Origin of the sequence: Streptomyces sp. NPDC093097 (assembly GCF_044754325.1) — a bacterium.
Classification (GTDB): domain Bacteria; phylum Actinomycetota; class Actinomycetes; order Streptomycetales; family Streptomycetaceae; genus Streptomyces.
Genome location: NZ_JBIVOW010000028.1, coordinates 37,121 through 61,280, shown reverse-complemented (window position 1 = coordinate 61,280; position 24,160 = coordinate 37,121). Strand labels below are relative to the sequence as shown.

The following is a 24,160-nucleotide window of genomic DNA, read 5'->3' as shown; positions in this document are numbered from 1 at the left end:
ACCACGGGGTTGCAGACGTGACATCCGACCTTCTACCGCAGTCGCCGGAGGCGTTGTAGGCGTTGGTCGGCCAAGAAGGGCGCGCCCCTGAGAAGGGGCTGCGCCTGCACACACTGCCCCGGCGCGATACGCAGCTCCTGGTCGAGGCGACCCGCGGGCGACCCCTACCCAATGAGCGCATGACGGCCCGGGGTTGTCACGTATCCGGGTCGAGATGCGGCCGGGCAACAGTGCCCCACTGCGGCTGGCGGCCCGCGTCGACTTCCGCTTCGAGCCAGGGCTGCCGCGCCGCCGCTCCTGGAGTGCGGAAGATCCTCGGGGTGATCACGACCCGGTGCTGGACTGGCATCAGGTGCCGCCCAGGGAAGCCACCAGGCTCGCCACCGTCACGGTGTTGAAGACGTATGCGATGACCGAGTGGAATGCCACGGTTCGGCGCATCTCGCGTGAGGTCACCGTTACGTCGGTCGCGCCGAATGTCGTCATGACCGACATGGCGAAGTAGACGTAGTCGGCCCAGGCTGCGGAGTTTTCGCCTGGGAAGTCCGATGCCTGCTCGTTTTCCACGAGGTTGTCGGCGTGGAAGGCGACGGCGAAGGACACCAGTACGCAGATCCAGGCGGCGACGACGAGGGCGAGGGCCACCAATACCCGGGCCGGCATCGGAAATGCCGAGCCGAGGTATCCGGGGCGCCACACCACCGACACCACGAGCGCGCCTTCCGCGATGAAGATCGATGCCCCTGGTCCGGGTGCGGCGCCGAGGACGTACCGCTGGAATGGCGTGCCGCGGGACTCGCGTTGGGCCCAGGTGCGAATGCGCTCCGGGGAGGCGGTGGAGAAGGCGATCAATGTGGCGGTGAGATAGCAGAGGAGATAGACGAAGAGGGCCGACACGCCCATGTCGGCCGTTGAGAACGGCGACGGGCCTTTGGCGCGACTGAGGGCGAGGAGAAGAATCCCTACCGCGCAGATCGCGAGGAGAGTGCTCACTGCTGCTCGACGGCGTTCAGAGAGCCAGGAATGCACCGCCGAGCTCCTCTCAATGCGATCGTCATCATGAGGGGAGACGGTGCTGGGTGAGTATCCAGATTCCGCGGATTCTCCCTGTCTTGGCGAATCGGCAGTGTAATGCGTCGATTACGTCGGAGGTCGGCACCACGGCGCCGCGCTCGGACGGTGCGCGGGCGGTGTGCTCCGGCGATGCCGCCAGGATGAGCATGGCCGGTCTCCAGGAAGGGGACGGGGTGGCTTCTTCAGGAGACCGGCCGTGGTCAGCCGCGCTGTGCGGAGGCGAAGGTCCTCGGCAGCGCGGAACAGCGGGGCGCGGCGGTGAAGTCGGCCTCGGTGGTGGGTTGAGGGGGCGTCATCGTCCGGCTTCCGCGGCGCGGTTGTCGTCCTTGGCGGTGGTTTGCCTGATGAGGTCGGCCGCCTTCTCGGCGGCCATGATGGTGGGCGCGTTGGTGTTCCCGCGCGGCACCGTGGGGAACACCGAGGCGTCGACGACGCGCAGGCCCGCTACGTCCAGCACGCGCAGTTCGGGGTCGACCACGGCGCCGATGGCACAGGTGGACGTCGGGTGGTACAGCGTGTGGCCGGACCGCTTGGCCCAGGCGAGGAGGTCGCCGTCGGAGTGTGAGGTCGGTGCCGAGAACGGCTCGGTGATGGTGTCGGCCATCGCTTGCTGCGCGGCGATCTTCAGGGCGATCCGGAGTCCGGCGACGATGCAGGTCCGGTCCTCGGGCGTGGTCAGGTAGTTGTGGACGATCCGGGGTGCGACGTCGGGGCGCGGGGAGCGCAGGGTCACCGCGCCGCGGCTGGTCGGGGCGAGCACGCAGGGGCCGAAGGCGAAGCCGTGCTCGGTGGCGGCACCGAGCCCCTCCTGGTGGTAGAGCACGGCGGCGGCGTGGAATTGCAGATCGGGGGCGGCCAGGCCGTCCCGGCTGCGGAAGAAGCCGCCGGTCTCGGCGAGGTTGGAGGACAGCGGGCCGCGTCCCTCGTTCCGCAGCAGCCTGGCGTTCTCCGGACTCGCCGCGCTGATCAGGGACTCGATGTCGGTGCGGAAGTTCAGCAGGGTCATGTAATGGTCCTGCAAGCCCTGGCCGACCGGCAGATCGCGTACGACGTCGATGCCGTGGGCGGTCAGCGCGGCGGCGGGTCCGATGCCGGAGAGCATCAGCAGTTTGGGGGACTCGTAGGCGCCTGCGGAGAGGATCACCTCGCGTTCGGCCCGGATCACCTCGACGGTGCCGTTCCGCTCGACCTCCACGCCGGTCGCCCGGCCGTTCTCGATCACCACGCGGTGGGCGCGGGTCGCGGAGAGCATGGTGAGGTTCGGTCGTTCGAGAGCGGGGTGCAGGAAGGCGACGGCCGTGCTGCACCGCATGCCGTCGCGCTGGGTGAGCTGGTAGCGCCCGACGCCGAACTGGGTCTCGCCGTTGAAGTCGTCGTTCGTCTGGTGTCCGGCCTGCTGGGCGGCCTGTACGAAGGCGGCGGCGAGCGGGTGCCCGGACCGGCCGTCGCTGACCGTCAGCGGTCCGCCCACGCCGTGGTAGGCGTCCTCGCCGCGCTGGTTGTCCTCGGAGCGTCGGAAGTACGGCAGTACGTCGGCGTAGCCCCAGCCGGTGGCCCCGGCCGCGGCCCAGCCGTCGTAGTCCGCGCGACTGCCCCGGATGTAGATCATCGCGTTCATCGAGCTGCATCCGCCGAACATCTTGCCGCGGGCCAGGTAGGTCCGCCGCCCGCCGATTCCCGGTTCCGGGTCGGAGTCGAGGTCCCAGTCGAGATCGGATTTGAACAACTGGGGGAAGGCGGCCGGGATATGGATTTCCTGCGCGGTGTCGGGGCCGCCCGCCTCGATGACCGCGACCCGGACATCGGCGTCTTCCGAGAGCCGTGCGGCCAGCACGGAACCCGCGGATCCGGCACCGACGATGACGTAGTCGTACATGCTCATTGCGTCCCCTTGGTGGAAGGTGTGCTGCTGACGAACGAGGCTGCGCAGATCGGAGGCGGAGGTGGCAGGGCGCACGGGGGCGCATGGGGGCGCTTTCCGCGGGGAACCCGCTGCTCTCCCTGGCGACAGGGCGCCGACGACGGGCCCAACGTGCGGGCGGAGAACCCTAGTTGGGCGTCTCGTCGCGGGAGGCCGGACCTCGGCATGCAAAGACGAACGCGTCGATGCCGGCGTCCGCGAAGGGGTCATCCCGCCGTGCGCGCGACGGCGTCCCTCACCTCGCCCGGAAGCGTCCCTCCTCCACCTCCGCGACCAGCCCCTCACTCATCAACCGGTCCAGGTGCTGCACCGCGGTCCTCCGCTCCACCGGCCGTACGTGCGGTCCCTCGACGTGGGGCCGGTAGACGAGCCGGTGCGCGACGATCTCCTCGACGGTCCGCGGCTCGCCGAGGAACGCGAGCAGCGCCGCCTCCCGCTTCCCCACCACTGCGACATAGGCATCGAGCCGGCGCCGGAACTCCGTGGCCCCCTCGATCACGCCCTTCTGGTGAGACGTGCCGTACCAGCGCGCGTCGATCTCCCGGCACCGGCGCATCGACGCCTCGAAGTCCACGAGGCTGCTGCCGGCGTCACCGTAGTAGGGACCGAACGACGTCAGGTCGATGTCGGCCACCAACAGGAAGCCGTCCGGCTCGATCAGGAATCCGCTGTGGCCCGCGGTGTGGCCGGGGAGGTGCACGGCCGTCACGGTCCGCCCACCGAGATCGAACACCGCCCCGTCCTCGAACCCCACCGCGTCCGGGCGCCCCTCCACATGGAACTGGTCCCGCATCATCGCGTCGACGGCGTCGGCCGCATCGGCGGGGAGGCCGGACGCGGCGACCATGGCCGCACGGGAGCGCAGTGCGCCGAGGTCGCCGTTGTGGACGTGGACCGGCACCTCGTAGCTTCCGAGACCGGCGACGTGGTCCTCGTGTGCATGGCTGACGAGGACCGCGTCCGCCGGTGGCGCGGAGGCGACGAGCGACAGCGACGGATCGATGACCAGCGATGCGGTGGCGCCGCGTACCAGCAGCGAGTTGCAGTAGGGGTAGGCCCCGCGTTCGCCGCCGACGAGCACGCTGACCGCGCCGTATTCCGTTGTGGTGTATCCCGTGGTGCGCAATTCCGTTGCCATGTCATCCTTCGATCCGACGCGCTGTCGCTGGGCCACGTCGCTGCACTGGGCTCTCCGGCAGCAACTCCTCCAAATGGACGGTACGTTGCCCGGGGCCCCGTCAGCACGACGGTGATCGGAAGGCGCGCGACCGGCTGTGCCGGCTGGCCGGCGAGCGGACAGGTCACTCGTCGCCGTTGCTGCCGGCGAAGGGGACCCGCCCGCGGGGCTCGCGCATCAGGGACACGGCCCGGGTCGGGATCCCTGCCCCCTGGCCGGAACTCCCGTCGCGTGAATGCCAGTTGATGGTGAGCTGAACCGCCCCCTCGGCTTTGACGCAACACCCGTTCCGGAAATCGGGTGCGGGACCACCGCGGATTTCCATGAGCCATGTCAATGCCCTGACATCAGACCATCAGTCGCGGCCTTCCAGCGCGCGGGCGATCGGAAGGGTGTCGCAGGTCTGCTGGAGCCGTGTGATCTGGCCGTTCCGTAGCGTGAAGACGTGGGCGAATCGCGAGGTCACCGCTGCGCCGCCGTTGGTGACGCCGACGTAGCGGCCGAGCACGATGACGCGGTCCTCGGCCTCGAAGTACTCGTCGCCGATGACCTGGAACTCCCTGAAGTCGGAGAGAAAGCCGAAGAAGTCGTCGAGGATGCGGTCCAGGCCCTGATAGACCCCACCCTTCGGGAACGCCTCGACCACGTCCCATTCGGCGTCGGGCGCCACCACCGACCTGATGACCTCCCGGTCACCCTTGGCCCCGTAGAACCGGCGGACGATCTCGACCTGCGAGGTCTGCGAGGCAGACGGGGTCTGCGAGGGCGAAGAAGTCCGAGGGGTCTGCGCGTTGTCGTCCGGCATGTCGCTCCTCCTGGTGCCTCGTGACGCTGCTGATGGCCGGCGGGTCACCGTGCCGGCTGCGCGCCGCGATCACCGCGCGGACACCTGTGAGGCGGTCGAGGCACGCAGGGGCCAGTGTGACGGCCGACCACCTGGCCCGCCCATGGATTGGGCATTTGGGTACCCATGGGCGGGCCATCACCTAGTGACCTGTCCGTGCGATCATGACGCGATTACCCTCGCCTTGTAACTGATCACGCCAGTTCCGCACCAGACCGAGGACCAGGACACCGCTTCATGACCTCAACTCCGGACGCCGTCCGCGCCAGCGCCGCTGCCGTCTTCGACCTCGATGCCAGGTTGCCCGCGCGGGTCTTCCGGGAACTCGCCGACGAGGCGGTGTTCTGTGAGTTCGACCTGCTGCTCACCCCGGATGCCTGGCCGGCGCTCTCCGCGCTGGCCAGGCTGCACGGGGACCGGCAGGTCGACCTGCTCGTGGTCGAGGCGGACGGCATCGCCGGACCCGCGCTGTCGCTGTCCGTCGAGGCCACGCCGGACGACTACTGGGCGGAGGTCGGGTTCGACTCGGGCCGGGAATTCCTGGATTCAGTCACCATCGCGGCGCGGGCCGTTGCACTGACCGGCCCTTCCGGCTGTTGGGGCTGCTGGGGCGAACGGGACCCGGAGGTCGCCGTCGTCCGAGGCTTCCCGGGCGAGGCCGCGCGGCACGATTGGCGCGTCCGGTACGGGTCGTGCGCCGACGCGGCCTACGCGCTGGCGGCCTGGCTGCCGCAGGTTTTCCGCAATCGGCGCGTCCCCGACGCCTACGCAGCCGAGCTGACCGCCAACTACGGTGCGCCGCAGAGGAACCGGGACTCTTCTCCCTAATAGTGCGACTATTGCCTGTCTTGCTCGTTGGTCGAGGCATGGGGCAGGGTGACCTGACGGATGCCGAGTGGAAACGGCTGCGGCCGTTCCTCCCGGTCAGCAACAGGCGTTGTGGCAGATGGCGGGATCATCGACAGGTGATCGACGGGATTCTGCACCGGGTGCGGGCCGGCGTTCAGTGGCGTGATCTGCCCGAACGGTTCGGCCCGTGAAAGACGGCCTATGAACGTCACCGCCTGTGGTCGGCCGACGGAACCTGGGAACGCCTGCCGAAGGTGCCGGCGATGCCGCGACCGCGCAGAAGGACGCCGCGGAAGCCGCTCGCGTTGCCGCCATTGCGAGAAGACTGCCGCCGAAGCCGACAAGTACGCCAAGCAGGCCGATTGACAACGGAGGGAAAGGTGGCTACGTGGGTGCAGTATCGTATTCTTGCGCCGTTTGCTTTGATGATGTCGCCGAGTCGGACCCTGAGTTTCTTCAGCTGACCGCATCTCGGCCCGGATCAGTGGCATCGCAAGAGTTCTATGTTCACAGAAGGTGCCTGCTCCCGAGTCTGCATCGAAGGATTCCGCTTGGCGAGTTGTTCGAGGATGAGCAGCATCTGGTAAGTGGATGGGTCGACTTAGGCGAACGCGGGAGATCCTAGGCAGTGCATCGCAGGTCGGTCGTCGGGCGGCGCCCGGATACGAGGTATTCCGTCACCGCCCGGTCGCCGCAGGCGTTGCCGTTGGCGAGGTAGGCGCCGTGGCCGCCGCGGTCGACGGTGACCAGGCGGGCGCGTCCGCCGAGGGCGGTCCGCATGCGCAGAGCGCCGAAGTAGGGCGTGGTCGGGTCCCGGAGGTTCTGGAGCATCAGGATGTTGGACGGTCCGTCCGAGGTGATGCGGACCGGCTTGTCGGCCGGCTTGCTGTGCCAGAAGGCGCACGGGGTGATGGTCACCGGCTCCCCGGCGGTGAGCGGATGCCGGACGCGGTCGACGGCCACGTCCTGGGCGTAGCCTGGAGCGTCGCGAGGCCAGCTCACGTCGTTGCACTGTGTCGCGATGAACACCGTGGTGGCCCGGTCCTCCAGCGGCATGGCGTACCCCGGGGGCAGAGCAGGTGTGGTGCGGGGGTCCTTCGCCTCCTTGATCAGGCGGGCCAGCCAGGGGAAGTCGGCGTCCCCGTTGAGCGCCTGCTGGACGGCCTGGCGCAGGATGTTGCCGGTGAGCGGTTTGTTCGGCGAGGTGGTGGCCCGGGGTGTGCGGTCCAGGCGGTCGGCGAGCACCAGCACCATCGGCCGTATCGCGCTGGGGAGTTCGGCCAGACGCAGCCCGTCGCGGTCGCGGGCCGGGTCGGCGGCCCAGCGGGCGAAGTCGGGGAACCGCTCGTCCGCGCCGGCCGCCGTGTTGGCCCGCCAAGCACGCTCCACCTGGGCCGGGTTGGGATCGTCGGTGCTGTCCAGTACGACACGGTCGGTGTTCTCGGGGTGCTGCTGCGCGTAGGTGGCGGTCACGTACGTGCCGTACGAGACCCCGTACATCGAGAGCTGCGCGGTGCCCAGGGCCTGGCGGATGCGGTCGATGTCGCGCACCTGGTTCGCTGTGGAGTAACTGCGCACCACGGCACCGCCGTTGCGGGCGCAGGTGTCGGCCATGCGATGGGTGCGGGCGACGCCGTCGCTGATGTCGCCGCCGGGCCCCGGCCAGGCGAGGGAGTTGATCACATCCCGGTCGTCTGCGCGGAATCCGCAGCCGGTTCCTTCGGAGCCGCCCACTCCGCGTGGGTCGAGGCTGACCAGGTCGTAGGCGCCGTGCAGGGCCTTGCGCAGTGCGTTCCCCCGGTGGGCGAGTACCTCGACGCCGGAGCCGCCCGGGCCGCCGGGGACCACGAAGAGGACGCCGCGCCGGGCGGCCGGCCGGTCGCTCGGCAGGCGGGTGACGCGCAGGGTGAGGCGGGCGCCGTCCGGCTCGCGGTAGTCGACGGGGACGGACATGGCGGCGCACTGCTGGTCGGCGGGTCCGTTCGGCTGGGGGCACGGCGTCCAGGACAGCGGGGCCGCTGACGGTGACGTGGCGAGGGCGAGGGAGACCGCGCTGAGGGAGAGGACCCCCAGTGCCAGGGCGAGTGTGCGCTTCATCTCTGCTCCACGTTCGAGGAGTTGACGGGTTGCTGGAGCGCCCGCACGGCTACGCGGTCCCTCCGGTGGGCCGTGGGCGCCGACGGGCCTTGCCGTGTTCCCCACTCTGCTGTGCGAGGCTGCGGCTGCGCCTCCCCCGCGCGTGGGAGCGGTCTCCTTCCCACGAGGGAAGCTGCCGGGTGGCAGGCAGGCGCGCCCTGTTGCGGTCTGTGCCCTGCACGCCGTGTCCGCACGAGGAAGCTCGACGACGTCCACCGCTCGTACGTAGCCGGGGCGTTGCGCGTCACCGGCCCCGCTGAAGGAAGGCATCGCGGCCACTGGGGCCGCAGCTGCTCAGCCGGGGGTGACGAACCCCGACTCGTACGCAGTGATCACCGCCTGGGTGCGGTCCCGTGCCCCCAACTTGGCCAGTACCGCGCTCACATGCGTCTTGACGGTTTCGGTGCCCAGCACCAGTTCCGCGGCGATCTCCGTGTTGGACATCCCACGGGCCATCAGGCGCAGGACACCGGTTTCACGGTCCGTCAGTGCGGCGCGCTCCAGCACGGCGCGGGCCTGTGGGTTGGTGTGGGCGGCGGCCATGCGGCGCAGGGCGGTGGGGAAGAGCAGCGAGGAACCGGCGGCGACCAGCCGGATCGCCTGGACCACCTCCGAGGGGTGTGCGCGCTTGAGGAGGAAGCCGTCCGCGCCGGCGCGCAGTGCCTCGTACACGTACTCGTCGTTCTCGAACGTGGTGATCACCAAGATCTTCGGTGGGTTCGGGAACGCGGCCAGGATGGCGCGGGTGGCCTCGATGCCGTCGAGCAGCGGCATCCGGACGTCCATCATCACCACGTCCGGGCGCTGTTGGCGGATGAGCGGGATGACGGCGGCGCCGTCAGCGGCCTCGCCCAGCACCTCGATGTCCGGCTGTGCCTGCAGGATCGCCTGCAGGCCGACTCGGACCAGGGGCTCGTCGTCGACGAGGAGCACGGTCAGCGGCATGGGATCACCTTATGGCGGTCGGCAGTCGGACATGGACCCGCCAACTGCCCGCGTGCGGTCCGGTTTCCGCGTGTCCGCCCAGCAGACTGGCCCGTTCGCGGATGCCGCGCAGTCCCCTGCCTGCGCCTGACACGGGACTGGGGGCGCCCAACTGGTTGCGGATGTCCAGTTCGACGACGTCGTCGTGCACGGCGATCCGCACGGTGACCGGTACCGGGCCGGCGTGCCGGAGCACGTTGGTCAGCGATTCCTGGACGATGCGGTAGCCCTCCCGGGACACCGGGCCTGCGAGGGTGTCCAGTGGGCCGGACACCTCGGCCGTCACCTCGGCCCCGGATCCGCGCGCGGCGTCCAGCAGTCGCGCGGTGTCGGTGAGCGCGGGACGTTCTTGGGGCGGTGAAGAGTCCTCGCGCAGTACCTCCAACACGCGTTCCAGCTCTTCCAGGGCGTGCCGTCCCGTCTCCTCGATGGCGGTCAGGGCCTGTTCGGTGAATTCGGCCGAGCTGGCCGCCCGGGCCGCACCCGCCTGCACCACCACCACGGTGAGCGCGTGGCCGATCGAGTCGTGCAGTTCCCGGGCGAGCCGGTTGTGTTCCATCAGTCGTTCGGTGCGCTCCTCCAAGGCAGCGATGCGTTCGACCGTTGACGGCGCGAGCAGCCACCGCGCCGCGGCGGCGATGAATTCGCCCGCGCCCACCGCGACAGCTGCCAGGCCCAGCAGGGGCAGCGGTGCCAGCAGGGCGTACCCGTCGTCGCGGCGCGCAAGACGGACCGTCAGCACGGGAAGCCATCCCGAGGCGCTCAGCGTGAGCGTGCCCAGCTGCACCCTCAGCACCAGCCAGCACACGGTTCGCCACACGTCGGCGACCGATGCCGCCGGTGCCGTCGTGATCCTGGCACGGCGGGCATCCCGTTGGGGAGAGGGCCGCCCTGCGATGAGCATCAGTTGCGCCTGCATCCCCTCGGCGCGCCGCACCACCGGTACCAGCCCAAGGAGGACGAGCAGCGGCACTGACACCAGTGCCGCGTGCAACAGCACGATCTGTCCGTGGGCGGCAGGCATCGGGGAGACGAACATGCAGAGCACCGCGAGCATGCCGCCGGTCACCAGATGCAGCCAGCGACTGCACACGTTGGCGAGGGTCACGGGGCGAAGCAGCCTGTGCATGGCCGTCATCCTGACACCCCGTGCGGCACCTGACCTCCCCCGCATGGGGGAGGTCCTTCCACCGCTGGGGGGATGTACGACCGCATGTGGGGCGCCAGGGTGGAGCCATGGCTTCGATCGACGGGCACGCCGGTGGGACGGCACGCGCCGTGTGACGGAGTTCGGGCCATGCGCCACGGCCCGTCCGGCTGACGCGACTTCGGCGGAAGACGCGGACCGGATGATGCTCGACATCCAACAGACACAGGACACTCAACGGACACAGAGGACAGTCTCAACATGAAGAAGTATCTGGCCGGTACGGCCCTCGCCGGACTCGCGCTCATCCCCTTGATGGCAGCGACAGCCACGTCCGCGCAGGCGGCACCGGGGCCAGCCACGAGCCCGGCCCATGCCTCAACCCGGCTTGCCGGCTCCTGCACCGTGCGGGCCGAAGAGTCGCTCAACCTACGCCAGAAGCCGACGACCAGAAGCGTCGCACTCGGCGTGGTGCCCAAGGGCGCCACTGCCAGATGCTACGGACGCATCGTGGACGGTGGCACCTACAGGGCCTGCAGCCGGTACAGCGACAACTACTGGATGCCGATCTCGTACAAGGGCACCTACGGCTATGTGCCAAGGACCTGCATGGACTTGGTGTCCTGACTGCCGCAGGATCTCCGCGGGCCCGTGAAGGAGCGGAGCGCACACCGGAGACATCGCGACAACCGCCCTGGTCCGGAACCACTACGGGGGTGTGGGTCCGTATCAGGGCGCCTGCCGCATCCGTGCGCGCCGCAGCGACTGCTCCCCGCACGCTCAGCCGCGTACGACATACATGACGGTCATGATCACAGCGATGGCCAGGATGATGCCTCGCAGCAGCGAGGCGGAGAGGCGGCGGGCGAGATGGGCGCCAGCCCAGCCGCCGGCGACCGCGCCGACGAGCATGGCGGCGAGGACGAGCGGAGCGGTGAGTATGTCCGATGCGAAGAGGAAGAGCACGGCGGCACTGAGGAAGACGGCCGCGAGTTGCACGACCCGCATCGGGTTGCTGGTCGCGGCGTCGAGTCCGAGCCCGATGCTCCACAGCGCCAGCATCGTGATGCCTACGGCGCCGCCGAAGTAGCCGCCGTACACGGCGAGGAAGAACTGACCGATCAGGACGGCTCGGGAACTCATGCCGACCGGGCGGCCCAGCACAGTACTCAGCATCTGAGGAAGGCGGCGGCCGAAGGCGAGGATCAGTGTGGCGGTGGCGAGCAGCCAGGGCGCCGCGGCGTCGAACGACGATGCCGGCAGTGCCAGCAGCAGACCGGCGCCGACTCCGCCGCCGACCATGCTGACCACCGTCAGCGTCTTCGTGGACGTCCCCCCGACCGGGGCGAGTTCACGGCGGTAGACCCACGCGCTGGCCACGGCCCCGGGTACGAGGGCGACCCGTGACACCGCGTTCGCGGCCACCGGTGGCAGGCCGAACGCGACGAGGGCGGGCAGCGCGACGAACGTGCCCCCGCCACCGATGGCGTTCAGCGCTCCGGCAACGATTCCGGTCAGCAGAACAAGCGATATCTCGATCACGGAGCGAGCATCGCGCCGCGGCCGGCGGGTCCACAATGCGTAATCGGCGTACCCAGCCTAAGGCTGGACCGTAGGCTGGGGTGGATGCGCTATGACTTGGACGACCTGCGGCTCTTTCTCCACATCGTGACCGAGGGGTCGATCACGGCGGGTGCTCACCGGATGCACCTGAGCCTGCCTTCGGCCAGCGCCAGGGTGCGCTCCCTGGAACACCACGCCGGCGTGGCCCTGTTGATCCGCGGTCGGCGCGGCGTGCGACCGACACCGGCCGGGACGACCCTGGCCCGCCATGCACGGGACGTGCTCGCCCAGACCGCGCGACTCGAAAGCGCGGTCGCGAGCTACACCCGCTCCCCCACCGCTCCCCTGACGCTGCTGGGCGGCGGCTCCGCGATGCACCGGCTCGTACCGCGGGCACTGGTCTCGTTCCTCCGCGCGCACCCGGACGTCGACGTCACGGTGTCCGAGAGCCGCACCCCCCAGACCGTGCGGATGCTCGCCGACGGCGAGGCGGACCTGGGGGTGGTCCTCGACGACGAGGCCCGCGACTGCGGCCTGCGCATGGAGCCCCTCGGCGACGACTCCCTCGTCGTGATCGGCCAGGCCGGCGGCATCCTCGCCGGGCGGACCGCGTTGGCCTACGAGGAGGTCGCGGAGCACCCTCTCGTCGGGCTCAACCCCGCGTCCTCGTTGCGTCGTTGGATCGAGAAGCGCCTCATGCCGCACGCTCCGGTGGTGCGCTACCGCACCACGGTCGCCGGTCTCAACGTCCTGGTCGCGCTCGTCGCCGCCGGTGTCGGACTCGCCGTCGTTCCGCGTCGCGCCATCGACCCCCAGCAGCCGCTTGAGGTGTGCGAACTGCAGGACCCCTGGGCTCGCCGCCACCACTTGCTCGCCTGGGGCGTCAGGGACCACGCCGCCTCGGCGGCCGTCGCCTCGCTCGCCGAACACCTGCATCACGCCGCGCGCTTCGCCCCTGCCTCCCGCAGCACATACGCCTACCCCCTCGACGGGCACCCCCTCCACGACGACTGACCGGCCATTGCCCCCCATACGCCAACTTCCATTTCACCAGGGCGTTTTCACCACCCCGTCCTGCCTTGGCAAGGGGCTTATGATCGAGGGCGTGACCATCTCGTACGCATGGAGGGGCGACTTCGACAACGCCGCCCTCAACGCGCTGCACGCTGACGGCTTCGGCCACCCGGTCGCTTCGACCGACTGGCGGGGACGGCTGCGACGCCACAGTCTCGGGTGGGTCTGTGCGTGGGAAGACGGCGCTCTGATCGGCTTCGTCAACGTCGTCTGGGACGGTGGCGTCCATGCCTTCATCCTGGACACGGTGGTGGCCCAGCACTGCCGGGCGCGGGGAGTGGGTGCCGCGCTCGTCGCCACCGCGGCCCATGAAGCGCGTGCGGCGAAGTGCGAGTGGCTCCACGTCGACTTCGAGGAACACCTGCGTCCGTTCTACTTCGATGCCTGCGGTTTCAAGGAGACGGCGGCCGGTCTGATCGCTCTGTAGGCCGTTGGCCGAGCGTGGGGTTGAGGCGCGCACAACTGGGAACCGGAGCGGCTGCCCTGTACTGAAGAACCCCAACCTTCCGAAAGTCCGCTGTTCGTCGGCAGTTTCCTGGCCGACGGCGCCCTACAGTGCGGCCTTCTGGGGCTGTGTGGAGACCACGATGACCGTTGTGCTGTCGGCGGTGAGTGCCTGGGTGAACTCGCGTTCCAGGTCCTCGGTGGTGTCGACGTCGACGGCGTGGCAGCCGAAGCCGCGGGCCACGGAGGCGATGTCGATGCCGGGCAGGTCGAGTCCCGGCACGCCGGGGGTTTCCTCCAGTTCCGCAAAGGACTTGAGGATGGAGTACTCGTTGTTCCGCATGACCACGTAGGCGATCGGCAGCTTGTGCTGGGCAGCGGTCCAGATGGCCTGGACGGAGTACTGGAACGAGCCGTCGCCGATGAGGCCGATGACGGGGCGGGAGACGCCGCTCTCGCGGTCGGCCAGTGCGACGCCCACCGCTGCCGGGGTGCCCCAGCCGATGCCGCCGCTGGCGGTGGCGAAGAAGGACCCGGGGTTGACGGTGGGGAGCCACTCGATCTGCTGGGCCATGGTGGAGGTCGACTCGTTGACGATGACGGCGTCGAGCGGTCTGGCCTTGCTGAGGGAGGCGTAGACCTCGGCGGGGGTGAGCGGGCGGCTCGGGGTCGGCGGGAGTCTTCGGGGTCTTGCCATGGGTGTGGGGGTGTTGCGTGCTGCTCCGTCGGCGACGAGTTCCAGGAGCCGGTCGATGGCGGTCCTGGTGTCTCCCAGGAGGCTGTCGCCCATCCGTGCGGCTGCGGCGACTTCGGGGTTGGCGGTGATCTGCAGCAGTTCCGTTCCTGCCGGGAGGTAGTCGCCGGACACGTAGGGGTAGTAGCGGAACGCCTCACCGCCGATCACGACGACCAGGTCGTGCCCGGCCAGCCGGTCGCTGATGGCCTTGATGGAGATTCCGAGTGGGCCGCCGAAGAGCGGGTGGTCCTCGGGGAACGAGGCGCGGTCCAGCAAGGGGGCCCCGTAGACGGCGGCGCGCAGCTTTTCCGCCAGGGCGATCGCCGCGTGCCAACCGCCGCTGCGGTCCACCTCCGGTCCGAAGACCAGGGCGGGTCGGCTGCTGGCCGAGATGCGGTCGGCGAAGTGCCGTAGCCGCTGTTCGTCGGGGAGCGCTCGTCGGCTCACGGTCCGCAGGCGGGCCGGGCCGGCCAGCGGCCGCTTCCAGTCGTCGAGCGGAATCGACAGGTAGACGGGTCCGGCCGGGGGTTGGAGGGCCATCGCGTAGGCCCGCATGAAGGCGTTCGGGACGTCTTCGGCGCGGGCGGGCTCGTAGGACCACTTCACCCACGGTTTGGGCATGGTGGTCGCTTCCCGATTGCCCAGGTAGGGGTCGCCGATGACCATCTCGCGGTGCTGCTGCCCGGACGTGAGGATCAAGGGGGTGTTGCCGTGGTAGGCGGCCACCAGGTTTCCCAGGGAGTTGCCCAGCCCTGCCGAGGAGTGGACGTTGACCAGCGCCGGGCGGCGCGTGACCTGGGCGAAGGCATCGGCCATGGCGATGACCGAGGCCTCTTGGAGCGCCAGCACGTAGGTGAAGTCGTCGGGGAACTCCTGGAGGAACGGCTGCTCGGTGGAACCGGGGTTGCCGAAGACGGTGGTCAGTTCGAGGGTGCGCAGCAGGTCATAGGTAACGCTGTGGACCGTTGATTGCGGAGCCATGGACACCACCAGTTCTGTCATGGGGACGCTGGTGCTCATCGCGGCGGGAGGTCGGGATGCCGTGCGCCGGTGTAGTTGCGTCGGCATGCCGCCTGAGCGAGGAATCTCGGTCCAGTATGTGGCGGACGGAGTGGCCGCCGAGGTGCCTTGGTCGTGTCCGTCGCAGGTTGCGCCGGTCGCGTGAGCTTGCCTGCCCGTGACGGCCAGTGTGCCGTCGGTGCGACGGACCGTGTGGGCCGTAACGAAGGGGGCGCCGGAGACCTCGGTGGCGAGAGTGCTGCCACCGCCCCTCAGGGCGGTGGTGAGCATCCGCAGGGTGTAGTAAAGCGCGAAGGGCGTGCCGGCCGGAGGCTGACAGAACGTGTCCTTGCGGCACTCGCCGGAAGACAGCAGACCGTAGTCCCCACCGTCCTTGGAGTCCGGAAGTGGGTGTGTCCAGTTAACGGCCCTGTCTCACATTCGGTGGTGACGGAGAGTCGTGAGGGGACGTTGACATGCGCGTGAAGGTGTCAACGAGCTCGTGCAGACGGTGTTTTCGGGTTTGTCGCCGCTGGTCATCGAGGATGTGGTCGACGAAGGTGAGCGGATCGTGGTGCGGGCACGAACTCCGCGGGACACTGCGGTCTGCCCGGTGTGCGGGGCCTTGTCGGAACGCGTGCACGGCTCTCACTGGCGAACTGCATTGAAGCCGGCCGTACGCCCTCACGGCCGTCGGTGGCACAGGAGGGAACGCCATCCCGAGCGCCTTCTCAGGGCGTGGGGCGCCTCAGTCGGCGGCCGAGGAGGATGACTCCTGCGCCCGCGATCAACGAGGCGGCGGCAATCGCGGTGAGCGCGGTCTCGGCTCGGGCGGCGGGGGTGGATCCGGTGGCGGGCAGCTCGGGCCGGGCGGATTCGGCTGCCGCGGCGGCTTGGAGGACGAGGTCGGTGACCGCTTCGGGGTGGGCGATCATGGCCACATGGGAGGAGTCGATCTCCACCGTGTGTGAACCCGCGCGCTTCGCCTCGAAGCGTTCCTGGTCGGGGTTGATGGTCCTGTCCTGCTTCGCGACGAGGAACCACGACGGGATGTGTTTCCAAGCGGCCACCTTGGCCTTCTCCGAGAACGCGGTGGTTGCCGCGGGCCGTTGGGTCACCGCCATGAGCCTCGTGGTGCTCTCCGGTAGGTCAGCGGCGAAGACCTGATGGAGCCTGTCGGGCCTGAGATAGAGGTCGGTCCCGCTGAGGCCGCCGCCGGCCCGGTAGGGAACGGACTTCGTGGCGGTCCCGAGTTCGCTGGGAAACCTGGGAGCCAGGGACATGCCGCTCTCGCCCACGTCGGGCATCAGCGCCGACACGTACACCAGGGACTTCACTCGACCGTTGCCCGCGGCGGCCGAGCTGATCAGGGCGCCGCCGTACGGGTGGCCCACCAGTACGAGCGAACCCTTGATGCTGTCCAGCACGGAGGCGATGTAGGCGGAGTCGTTGTACAGCCCGCGCAGCGGGTTGGCGGGGGCGACGACGGTGTAGCCACGGCGTTCGAGCCGCTCGACCACCCCGTTCCAGCTGGAGGCGTCCGCGAACGCCCCGTGCACCAGCACGATGGTGGGTTTGGCCGTGGTCGTGGCCGCGCCGCCGTCCGCGGCGGCAGGAGCTGCCACGGTCGCGCACAGGGCCATGGCGCACCCGGCCACGATGACGGGCGTACGACGTATTCGGCGCCGTGAGCCGGGGATCGGAAATACCAGCATGTCCATCTCGCCTTCTCTGTGAGACCTACGGCACCTGAGTGTTCACCCATCCGCACCAGCAGGCGCTGCCACGCACCCCAACCGGGTCACAAAGCGAGCCATGAGAGTGAATGCCGGAGTCAACGGTTTCCAAAGCCAGCCGCGGCGTGGGCTTCGACTATCTCGGCGACGGTTGAACCCTCCCTCTGACGGCGGATCAAAAGTGACCCACTTGGTGATCTTCAGCTCGGCGGTGTACAGCGCGGTACCCGTCGCGCATGCTGGCTACGAGCCGGGTGGCGCGGTCAGGTGACAGCTTCTCCGACCAGTCGCCGCGTCCAGTTCGCCCTTCGCCTCGTCGGGCCGGGTCAGATCGAGCACGGAGTGCCGTTGGTGAACTTGGTGACGTATCCACTCGGAACTCCCGGGCTGAGGTCGGTGCTGACCGGCGTCGTCACACTCGCCCAGGCCGGGCCGCCCTCCGCCTTGCCCAATTCGGCCGCGCTCGCCGCCGTTTCCCTTCTACGATCCGTCGTCGGAGCAGCACATCGGGGGAGCCGGGGAGGCCACGGGATGCTGGAGTGGATCACTGTCAGCAGGGACGATCTGGAGGGCGCAAGATTTTCTTCGGCGCGATGTCGATCCGCGGCGGTGCCGTTCGTCAATCTTGCGTCGCCGCGGCCGCGGCGACGCTGGATACCGACGAGAGCGAGGAACCCCTCATGAAGTACATGCTGTTGATCATCGGTGACAGCGGCACCGAGCCGGTTGCCGAGGGCGAAGGCCCGGATCTTTTCCAGCAGTTCCAGGACTACCACAAGCAGGTGCTGGACGCCGGGATCATGGTGGACAGCAACGTGCTGGACTCCTTCGAGACGGCCACCTCGGTGCGGGTGGACGGTGGCGGGCGGCGCCTGGTGACCGACGGGCCATTCGCCGAGACCCGCGAGTACCTCGGCGGCTACTACCTCCTGGACCTGCCAGACCTGGACGCCGCGATCGACTGGGCGGCACGCTGCCCAGGCGCACGCGCGGGTCGGATAGAGATCCGCCCGATCCAGCAGCTCGACCTGCCGTGACGGACCGTCGGGCGGCCGGATCAGCCGTCGAGGCCGTGTTCCGCGAGGAGCGGGGGCGCCTGCTCGCCGCACTGGTACGCCGCTTCGGCGACCTCGATCTAGCCGAAGACGTCGCCTCCGAGGCGATCGAGGCGGCGCTTCAGCGGTGGCCGATCGACGGGGTGCCGAGCAATCCGGTGGCCTGGCTGCTGACGGTCGCCCGACGCCGGGCCGTCGACCGGCTCCGGCGCGATCGGGCCCACGCGGCCCGGCTCGCGCTGCTGCTGGCCGACGCCCGGAACCCCGGCCCGGTCGGCGGCGCAGTCGTGGACGACAGGCTCGGCCTGTTCTTCGCCTGCTGCCATCCCGCGCTGACGGTGGAGGCACAGACCGCGCTCACCCTGCGATGCCTGGGCGGACTGTCCACCACCGAGGTCGCGCGAGCGTTCCTGGTCCCGGAGGCGACGATGGCCCAGCGCATCGTGCGGGCCAAACGCAAGATCCGCGACGCGCGCATCCCGTTCCGGGTGCCCGAGGCAGGCGAACTGGGCCAGCGTCTGCCCGTGGTGCTGGGCGTCATCTACCTGATCTTCACCGAGGGCTACGCCGCCGGCGCGGGCGAGCAGCTGGTACGGGTCGAGCTGAGCGAGGAGGCGCTGCGGCTCGCCCGGATCCTGCACCGGTTGCTGCCGGCGGACGCGGAGGCCGCTGGGCTGCTCGCTCTGCTGCTCCTGGTCGACGCCCGCCGCCCCGCCCGCACGGGCCCGGCAGGTGAGCTGATCCCCTTCGAGGAGCAGGACCGCGGCCGTTGGGACGCCGACCGCATTGCCGAGGGACTCGCCCTAGTCCCCGCGGCCCTGACGGCCGGTGCGCGGGTTGGGCCGTACGCGCTGCAGGCGGCGATAGCCGCCGTGCATGCCGAGGCCACCGGCGTCTCGACCACCGACTGGCCGCAGATCGTGGCGCTCTACGATCTCCTCGCGCGGGCGGCTCCATCACCGGTGGTTGACCTGAATCGGGCCGTGGCGATGGCTATGCGCGACGGCCCGCAGGTCGGCCTCGATGCGCTCGACTCCCTGGATGCGGATGCGCTGCGCGGCTACCACCTGCTCCCGGCAGCCCGCGCCTACTTGCTACGGCGGCTGGGCCGCACTGCCGAGGCAGCCGTCGCCTACCGGGCCGCACTGGAACTTGTGGGCAACGGCCAGGAGCGTGCCTACCTGCGTCGCAAGCTTGGGGAGCTGTGACGCAGGTGACGGCGGTGTCAGCAGGCAACATGGAGGTGTCGGGAAGCTCGAGCTGGTCGCGGGCGGAGCTCCGCCGCCAAGACCATCAGCCAGCGGGCGACTTCCCTGCGGGTGAGCACCAGCAGTTGCACGGCTTCGGCATCACCGGCTGGCAGGACGCGGCTGTCGGCACCGGTTTCTCCGCCGGCGACGTCTACGGTGCCTACCTCGCCGCCACCGCGTCCGGTCAGCTCACCGCCAGGGTGCAGGGAGCCCAGTGGTGGCAAGGGCCCGACGCGACGGAGGGAGCGGTGGCATGCGGATCGTTGTTGACCTCACCCGCTGCCAGGGCTGTGCGCAGTGCGTGTTTCTCGCGCCGAAGGTGTTCCCGTTGCGTGGGGAGGAGGGGCTGTTGTACTCCCCGGCCGTCCCCGACGAAGGTCCCGCTCGCGCTCGTCGCGCTGGACCGGATCGCGACCGGGGAGCTGGGCGCCGCGTGTCCGGTGGTCGTCGAGCCGGCCACGAGCAGTGTCGGGTCCACCGGACTGGCGGCGTTCCGGCATCCGGCCACCGTGGCGGTCGGCGATCTCCTGCTGATGATGCTCGCGGTGAGCGACAACGCCGCCGCGGACGCGCTGTTCACCCTCGTGCCGGCCGACGAGCTCGATGCCCGGCTGCGTGCCTGGGGATGTGGGGGCATTCGCCTGCGCCATCGAATGAACCGCATGTACGAGTGCACCGCCGGTGCCGCAGGCAACGACTTCTCGCTCGCCCTGGAGTTGGCCATCCGCGACGACCACTCGGGGCGGCACACCATCGAGACGTTGGATCCGGCGCATGCCCATGTCGGTACCGCCGCCGGTCTGGTCGACCTGTTGCAGCGGGTGTGGCGGGACGAGATCGCTCATCCCGACGCGAGTGCGGAACTGCATCGCTTGATGGGGCGGCAGGTGTTCACCCAGCGTCTGGCGAGCGAACTGCGCGCGGACACGCTCCGGGTGAGCGGCAGGACAGGCACGTTTCTGCATCTGCGGCACGAGGTCGGTGTGGTGGAGTCCGAGGCCGGTGACCGGGTTGCGATGGCCGCGCTCACCCGCTCCGACCGCCGGGCCAACCTCGCGCCGGACATCGACCTCGCCATCGGGACGGGCGCTCGGCCGGCCTTCGAGGCGCTGCGCCGCTGAGGCCCGGGCATGCCTGCGTCCCGTGACGACGGACCGAGAGTCCGTCGTCACGGAACGCGTTCACCGGGTCGTCTGCGCCTTGCCGGCGCCTCTTCGAGGAGTGGCCGACGTGACTGGCCAGTGCCTGGTGCGGGTGGTCAGTGCTGCGGGTGCGGGCGGGTGTGGAACATGGCCCGCCGCTCCTTGGTTTCGGCGCCCCGGTCGAGGTGGCGGCCGACATGGATGCGCAGCTGAATGGCGTGGAACACCTCCACCACACCCAGGACGATGGCCATGATGCCCACGACCAGGGTGAGTGCGGCGATCGAGCTGAACGGCGAGACGATCAGCACGATGCCGGCGAGGAGGGTGATGACGCCCAGGAAGATCTCCCAACCCCGTGCGGGCATTTCGGGAGCCGAACTCGCGGTCGCCGTCATCATGATGCCGCGGATCAGCCAGCTGAAGCCGATCCACAGGGCGAGCAGCAGGATCGACTGCATGATGCCCCGGAGGCTGATGAGCCCGAGGAGGATGCTCAGCGCACCCGTGATGAAGTGCAGGGCCCGCAGATGTCCGGGAATGTGTGTGCCGAAGGCCGCGGCGAGTTGGAAGACACCGGTGACCAACAGGTAGACGCCGAAGGCTATGCCGATGACGTGCAGGGTGCCGTGTGGCCACGCCAGGATGACCACGCCCAGGGCGATCGATGCCAGGCCGATGGTGATCAGGGCCTGCCAGCCGAGGTTCGCCAAGGGGCCGAGGGCCGCGCCCCCCGGTGTGCCGAAGGCTTCGCCTCCTGTGGTGCCGCCTTGGGCATGGGGTGGGGGGTTGTCGCCCGGGCTTGCAGTGGGGGATGTCATGCCGCTACCCCTCTCGTGAACAGCGCGGTCGGATGCAGACACCTCCATCGTCACCCCATCGGCCCTGTCCCGCTCGGGGAGGATTTCGGGCGGCTTTTCGGGGGGTTTCGCCGTACCATGACCGCTCCCGCAGGGGGCGGCGGCCGCACATGGACGGCCTGCGGCCCGGCGCTTCCCGCCCCTCCATTCAGCCCACCCGCCCACCCGCGACGGCTTCGGACTTCGTACCGTCGACGCATGGCGCATGACAGTGAAGCCGGCAGGCACGGGCCCAGAAAACTGTCCAGGACCCGGTACGAGCGTGAGCTGTACCGGTTGCAGACGGAGCTGGTGAAGCTCCAGGAGTGGGTCCGTGCCGAGGGCGCCCGGCTCGTCGTGATCTTCGAAGGCCGTGACGCGGCCGGCAAGGGCAGCACCATCAAGCGCGTCACCGCCTACCTCAACCCGCGGGTGGCGCGCATCGCCGCGCTCCCCCAGCCCACCGAACGCGAACGCACCCAGTGGTACTTCCAGCGCTATGCGGAGCACCTTCCGGCGGCGGGCGAGATCGTGCTGTTCGACCGGAGTTGGTACAACCGGGCCGGTGTCGAGCGGGTCATGGGATTCTGCACGCCCGTCGAGTACCAGCGCTTCCTCCAGCAGTGCCCGGTCTTCGAGCGCATGCTGGTCGAGGACGGCATCCTGCTCCGCAAGTACTGGTTCTCGGTCAGCGACGAGGTGCAGGAGGAGCGCTTCCGCCAACGCCTGGACGACCCGACCCGGCGCTGGAAGCTCTCCCCCATCGACCTCGAATCGCTGACCCGCTGGGAGGACTACTCCCGGGCCAAGGACGACATGTTCGTCCACACGGACATCCCCGAGGCGCCGTGGTACGTCGTCGAGAGCGACGACAAGCGGCGGGCCCGGGTCAACATGATCGCCCATCTGCTGTCGACCGTGCCGTACCACGACGTCACCCCGCCCCTGTTGGAACTCCCGCGCCGGCCGCCGAGCACGGGCTATCGACGGCCGCCGCGCGATCTGCAGACCTATGTGCCCGACCACGCTGCCGACCTGGAGAAGTGAACGGGACGGGGCCAGGCGTCGGTGGCCGGGTGACCGGCCCGCATCGCTGGCTCAGTTGCCGGGCGGCGAGGTGCCGGCGCTCGGGCGGGTGGGCGCTCTCCGCCGCTTGTCGGCGGGTGTCTGGCGGAGGTGGCGTACGGCCTCGTCGTAGCGGATGGTGACGAGGCGGGCGACGGCGTCGTGGGCGCCCAGGGGGGCGGTGGTGAGGCCGGCTCCGGAGCGGGCGGTGCGACGGGCGAAGTGGCCGGGGCTCAGCAGGTACTCGGCGATGGCGATGCGGGGGTGGCCGGCGGCGCGCAGTGCGGCGACGGCCTCGGCCGGGGTGGGGCCGGTGGCGCAGAGGTAGGCGGGGACGACGGGGCCGCCGTGCGGGAGGCGGGTGCGGAGCAGTTCCGCCATGGCCGCGGTGTCGGCGTTGGCGCGCGGGTCGGTGGAGCCGGCGGCGGCCAGGACGAGGGCTCCGTTGTCGGCGTGCTCGTCCGGTTGCCAACCTGCCTGGTGCAGCCGGTCGGTGAGTGCCTCGGCGAGGAGCGGGTCGGGGCCGAGTGCGCGGGCGATCCGGGCGTGCAGGTGGGGGGCGTCGGCCAGGGCGGCGGGGATGTCGACGCGGATGTGGTAGCCGGTTCCGAGCAGCAGGGGGACCACGACCACCTCGCCGGCCAGGCCGGCCAGGGCCTCGGGGAGGGAGGGGGTGAGCAGGTCCAAGTAGCAGTGCTGGAGGGGGAGTTCGGGGCGCTGTTCGCGGGTTCGGGAGATGAGGGCTTCGGTGGCGGCTGCGCCCTGTGGGTCGCGTGTTCCGTGGGCGACGGCCAGCAGGGTCGGGGGGCGGGTCATCGTGTCGCCAGTCGGTAGCCGCGCTTGGGGACGGTGCGGATCAGGTCGCCGTGCCTGCCCAGTGCCTGGCGTAATCGGCCGACGGCGGCCTCGACGGCGTGTTCGTCCGCGTCGGAACCGGCCCAGGCGCGGCGCAGCAGTTCGGCGCGGCTGAGCACCCAGCCGGGGTGTTCGGCGAGGGCGCGGAGCACGGTGGTGCCCTTGGGCGAGAGCCAGTAGCTTTCGTCGTCGACCAGGAGGGCGCTGCCCTGGAGCACCAGGTCGTGGCCGTCGACCTGGAGCGTCCGGCGGCTGCAGTGCGGCAGTTCCTCGGTGACGGTGCGTACCAGGGCGCCGAGGCGGCCGCGTTCGGGCCAGAGCACGGGCAGTCCGGCGTCCAGGAGCTGGCGGGCGCAGACGGGGCCGACGCAGACGGCGAGCACGTCGGTGCGCAGGGCCTCGATCACCTGCTCGTGGAGGCCGGCCGCGGTGGCGGTGGCCAGGAAGGCGGCGATCGCGGGAGCGCTGGTGAAGGTGAGGGCGTGGATCTCGCGTCGGGCGGTCTGCTCGATCAGGCGTCGTACGGGGGCGGGGTCCTCCGGTGGTGCCCATCGGTAGATGTGTACCGGGATCACCTCCGCGCCGCGTTCGCGTAATGCGGCGGCGAACGCCTCCAGCGGCAGGCCGTGTTCCTGTACCGCGATCCGGCGGCCTTCGAGGGGGCGGGCCAGGAGCCAGGTGAGCAGGTCGTCGGTGGCCTCGGTCGGTGGTGACCAGCTCTCGTCCAGGCCGCTGGCCCGCACCGCGCCGGTGGCCTTCGGGCCGCGGGTGAGGACGATCGCGGCGCGGCAGGCGGCGGCGAGTTCCGCGCCCCAGCCCCAGCCCTCGGCGGCGCTCATCCATCCGCGCCAGCCGACTCCGGTGGTTGCCACCACGTAGTCCAGCGGTCTGGCCAGGCACTGTCGGGTGGCGCGGCGGAGTCCGTGGTCGTCCTCCAGCGGGAGGATGCGCAGGGCGGGTGCCTCGACCACACGGGCGCCGCGGCGGGTGAGGAGGGCGACGAGTTCCTCTCTCCGGCGTACGGCGGTGACCCCTACGGTGAAGCCGGTCAGTGGGAGATCGGCACCACTGGCGGGGGCGGTGGGGAGAGAGGGCGTGGCAGTTCCCATAAGTGCAGGGTCGGGCATGTCGGTTACTCGCAGGTTGCTCAATGATCACAGCGATGTTAGCGAATCGTTCGCTGTGTGTACGGCATATGTCAGAGGTCTCACCACCTGGCAACGGTGGTGTGAGCAAGACGTATCACGGGCGCAACACCGCAGGTAAGGCG

At 69.9% G+C, this 24,160-nt stretch carries 21 protein-coding genes and 3 pseudogenes; 11 read left to right on the top strand and 13 right to left on the bottom strand.

All coding sequences use genetic code 11. The features are described from left to right. Positions 1-348: 348 nt before the first annotated feature. The 4 genes from ACIQE0_RS34115 to ACIQE0_RS34100 all read right to left on the bottom strand — a co-directional run bounded on the left by ACIQE0_RS34115 (position 349) and on the right by ACIQE0_RS34100 (position 4,977). Complete coding sequence (locus tag ACIQE0_RS34115) at positions 349-1,029, bottom strand: DUF1345 domain-containing protein (RefSeq protein WP_402339189.1); 681 nt, start codon at positions 1,027-1,029, stop codon at positions 349-351. 337 nt (positions 1,030-1,366) lie between these two features. Then, positions 1,367-2,956, bottom strand: a complete 1,590-nt coding sequence (locus tag ACIQE0_RS34110) for a GMC family oxidoreductase (protein ID WP_402339187.1) — start codon at positions 2,954-2,956, stop codon at positions 1,367-1,369. A 274-nt stretch (positions 2,957-3,230) separates the two neighbouring features. After that, a complete protein-coding gene (locus ACIQE0_RS34105; RefSeq protein WP_402339185.1) occupies positions 3,231-4,133 on the bottom strand; it encodes an MBL fold metallo-hydrolase in 903 nt (300 codons plus the stop codon). Positions 4,134-4,527: 394 nt separating this feature from the next. Beyond that, positions 4,528-4,977, bottom strand: coding sequence for a nuclear transport factor 2 family protein (locus ACIQE0_RS34100; protein ID WP_402339183.1), 450 nt, complete (start codon positions 4,975-4,977; stop codon positions 4,528-4,530). Between the two features lie 276 nt (positions 4,978-5,253). On the opposite strand from ACIQE0_RS34100, the gene ACIQE0_RS34095 reads away from it, so the two are divergent. Both ACIQE0_RS34095 and ACIQE0_RS34090 read left to right on the top strand, forming a co-directional pair. Then, positions 5,254-5,844: a hypothetical protein gene (locus ACIQE0_RS34095; RefSeq protein WP_366329717.1), complete on the top strand. Its 591-nt coding sequence runs from the start codon at positions 5,254-5,256 to the stop codon at positions 5,842-5,844. 38 nt (positions 5,845-5,882) lie between these two features. Next, positions 5,883-6,053: pseudogene (locus ACIQE0_RS34090) on the top strand (transposase); the annotation flags it as partial. 433 nt (positions 6,054-6,486) lie between these two features. On the opposite strand, the gene ACIQE0_RS34085 reads toward ACIQE0_RS34090, so the two are convergent. The 3 genes from ACIQE0_RS34085 to ACIQE0_RS34075 all read right to left on the bottom strand — a co-directional run bounded on the left by ACIQE0_RS34085 (position 6,487) and on the right by ACIQE0_RS34075 (position 10,114). Continuing rightward, a complete protein-coding gene (locus ACIQE0_RS34085) occupies positions 6,487-7,962 on the bottom strand; it encodes an alpha/beta hydrolase (protein WP_402339181.1) in 1,476 nt (491 codons plus the stop codon). A gap of 333 nt (positions 7,963-8,295) precedes the next feature. After that, on the bottom strand, positions 8,296-8,946 hold the full coding sequence (locus ACIQE0_RS34080) for a response regulator (protein ID WP_402339179.1): 651 nt from the start codon (positions 8,944-8,946) through the stop codon (positions 8,296-8,298). A gap of 4 nt (positions 8,947-8,950) precedes the next feature. Beyond that, positions 8,951-10,114, bottom strand: a complete 1,164-nt coding sequence (locus ACIQE0_RS34075; protein ID WP_402339177.1) for a sensor histidine kinase — start codon at positions 10,112-10,114, stop codon at positions 8,951-8,953. Positions 10,115-10,393: 279 nt separating this feature from the next. Here ACIQE0_RS34075 and ACIQE0_RS34070 point away from each other — a divergent pair, with 279 nt between their 5' ends. After that, positions 10,394-10,759, top strand: a complete 366-nt coding sequence (locus ACIQE0_RS34070) for an SH3 domain-containing protein (RefSeq protein WP_366329713.1) — start codon at positions 10,394-10,396, stop codon at positions 10,757-10,759. A gap of 153 nt (positions 10,760-10,912) precedes the next feature. On the opposite strand, the gene ACIQE0_RS34065 is transcribed toward ACIQE0_RS34070, so the two are convergent. Continuing rightward, positions 10,913-11,674 (bottom strand): sulfite exporter TauE/SafE family protein, encoded by a 762-nt coding sequence (locus tag ACIQE0_RS34065; protein WP_366329712.1) that lies wholly within the window; start codon positions 11,672-11,674, stop codon positions 10,913-10,915. 84 nt (positions 11,675-11,758) lie between these two features. On the opposite strand from ACIQE0_RS34065, the gene ACIQE0_RS34060 reads away from it, so the two are divergent. Both ACIQE0_RS34060 and ACIQE0_RS34055 read left to right on the top strand, forming a co-directional pair. Next, positions 11,759-12,709, top strand: coding sequence for a LysR family transcriptional regulator (locus ACIQE0_RS34060; RefSeq protein ID WP_366329711.1), 951 nt, complete (start codon positions 11,759-11,761; stop codon positions 12,707-12,709). Positions 12,710-12,800: 91 nt separating this feature from the next. Further along, the gene (locus ACIQE0_RS34055) at positions 12,801-13,196 is read left to right on the top strand and encodes a GNAT family N-acetyltransferase (RefSeq protein WP_402339174.1); all 396 of its coding nucleotides are present in this window, start codon (positions 12,801-12,803) and stop codon (positions 13,194-13,196) included. Positions 13,197-13,319: 123 nt separating this feature from the next. Here the strand turns inward: ACIQE0_RS34055 and mdlC are convergent, their stop codons facing one another. Next, complete coding sequence (gene mdlC, locus ACIQE0_RS34050) at positions 13,320-14,951, bottom strand: benzoylformate decarboxylase (RefSeq protein ID WP_402339172.1); 1,632 nt, start codon at positions 14,949-14,951, stop codon at positions 13,320-13,322. A gap of 499 nt (positions 14,952-15,450) precedes the next feature. Here mdlC and ACIQE0_RS34045 point away from each other — a divergent pair. Next, positions 15,451-15,609, top strand: a pseudogene (locus tag ACIQE0_RS34045) (ISL3 family transposase); the annotation flags it as partial. A gap of 70 nt (positions 15,610-15,679) precedes the next feature. On the opposite strand, the gene ACIQE0_RS34040 reads toward ACIQE0_RS34045, so the two are convergent. After that, entirely contained in the window at positions 15,680-16,669 is a 990-nt protein-coding gene (locus ACIQE0_RS34040; RefSeq protein ID WP_402339170.1) for an alpha/beta fold hydrolase, read from the bottom strand. Between the two features lie 608 nt (positions 16,670-17,277). Between ACIQE0_RS34040 and ACIQE0_RS34035 the strand changes: the two genes are divergently transcribed. The 4 genes and pseudogenes from ACIQE0_RS34035 (at position 17,278) to ACIQE0_RS34020 (ending at position 20,110) form a co-directional block, all read left to right on the top strand. After that, positions 17,278-17,721, top strand: a complete 444-nt coding sequence (locus ACIQE0_RS34035) for a YciI family protein (RefSeq protein WP_402339168.1) — start codon at positions 17,278-17,280, stop codon at positions 17,719-17,721. Beyond that, positions 17,718-18,947 (top strand): RNA polymerase sigma factor, encoded by a 1,230-nt coding sequence (locus ACIQE0_RS34030; RefSeq protein WP_402339166.1) that lies wholly within the window; start codon positions 17,718-17,720, stop codon positions 18,945-18,947. The genes ACIQE0_RS34035 and ACIQE0_RS34030 overlap by 4 nt, the downstream gene beginning before the upstream one ends. A 295-nt stretch (positions 18,948-19,242) precedes the next feature. Further along, positions 19,243-19,389: pseudogene (locus ACIQE0_RS34025) on the top strand (ferredoxin); the annotation flags it as partial. Beyond that, on the top strand, positions 19,322-20,110 hold the full coding sequence (locus ACIQE0_RS34020; RefSeq protein ID WP_402339164.1) for a serine hydrolase: 789 nt from the start codon (positions 19,322-19,324) through the stop codon (positions 20,108-20,110). The pseudogene ACIQE0_RS34025 and the gene ACIQE0_RS34020, both read left to right, overlap by 68 nt. A 137-nt stretch (positions 20,111-20,247) precedes the next feature. Here the strand turns inward: ACIQE0_RS34020 and ACIQE0_RS34015 are convergent, their stop codons facing one another. Further along, entirely contained in the window at positions 20,248-20,952 is a 705-nt protein-coding gene (locus tag ACIQE0_RS34015) for an HdeD family acid-resistance protein (protein WP_366329706.1), read from the bottom strand. A 237-nt stretch (positions 20,953-21,189) separates the two neighbouring features. Between ACIQE0_RS34015 and ppk2 the strand changes: the two genes are divergently transcribed. After that, on the top strand, positions 21,190-22,017 hold the full coding sequence (gene ppk2 / locus ACIQE0_RS34010) for a polyphosphate kinase 2 (protein ID WP_366329705.1): 828 nt from the start codon (positions 21,190-21,192) through the stop codon (positions 22,015-22,017). Positions 22,018-22,068: 51 nt separating this feature from the next. Here the strand turns inward: ppk2 and ACIQE0_RS34005 are convergent, their stop codons facing one another. After that, positions 22,069-22,851, bottom strand: coding sequence for a sirohydrochlorin chelatase (locus ACIQE0_RS34005; RefSeq protein ID WP_402339162.1), 783 nt, complete (start codon positions 22,849-22,851; stop codon positions 22,069-22,071). Continuing rightward, a complete protein-coding gene (locus ACIQE0_RS34000; protein ID WP_402339160.1) occupies positions 22,848-23,999 on the bottom strand; it encodes a uroporphyrinogen-III synthase in 1,152 nt (383 codons plus the stop codon). Before ACIQE0_RS34000 ends, ACIQE0_RS34005 begins: the two co-directional genes overlap by 4 nt. Positions 24,000-24,160 lie beyond the last annotated feature (161 nt).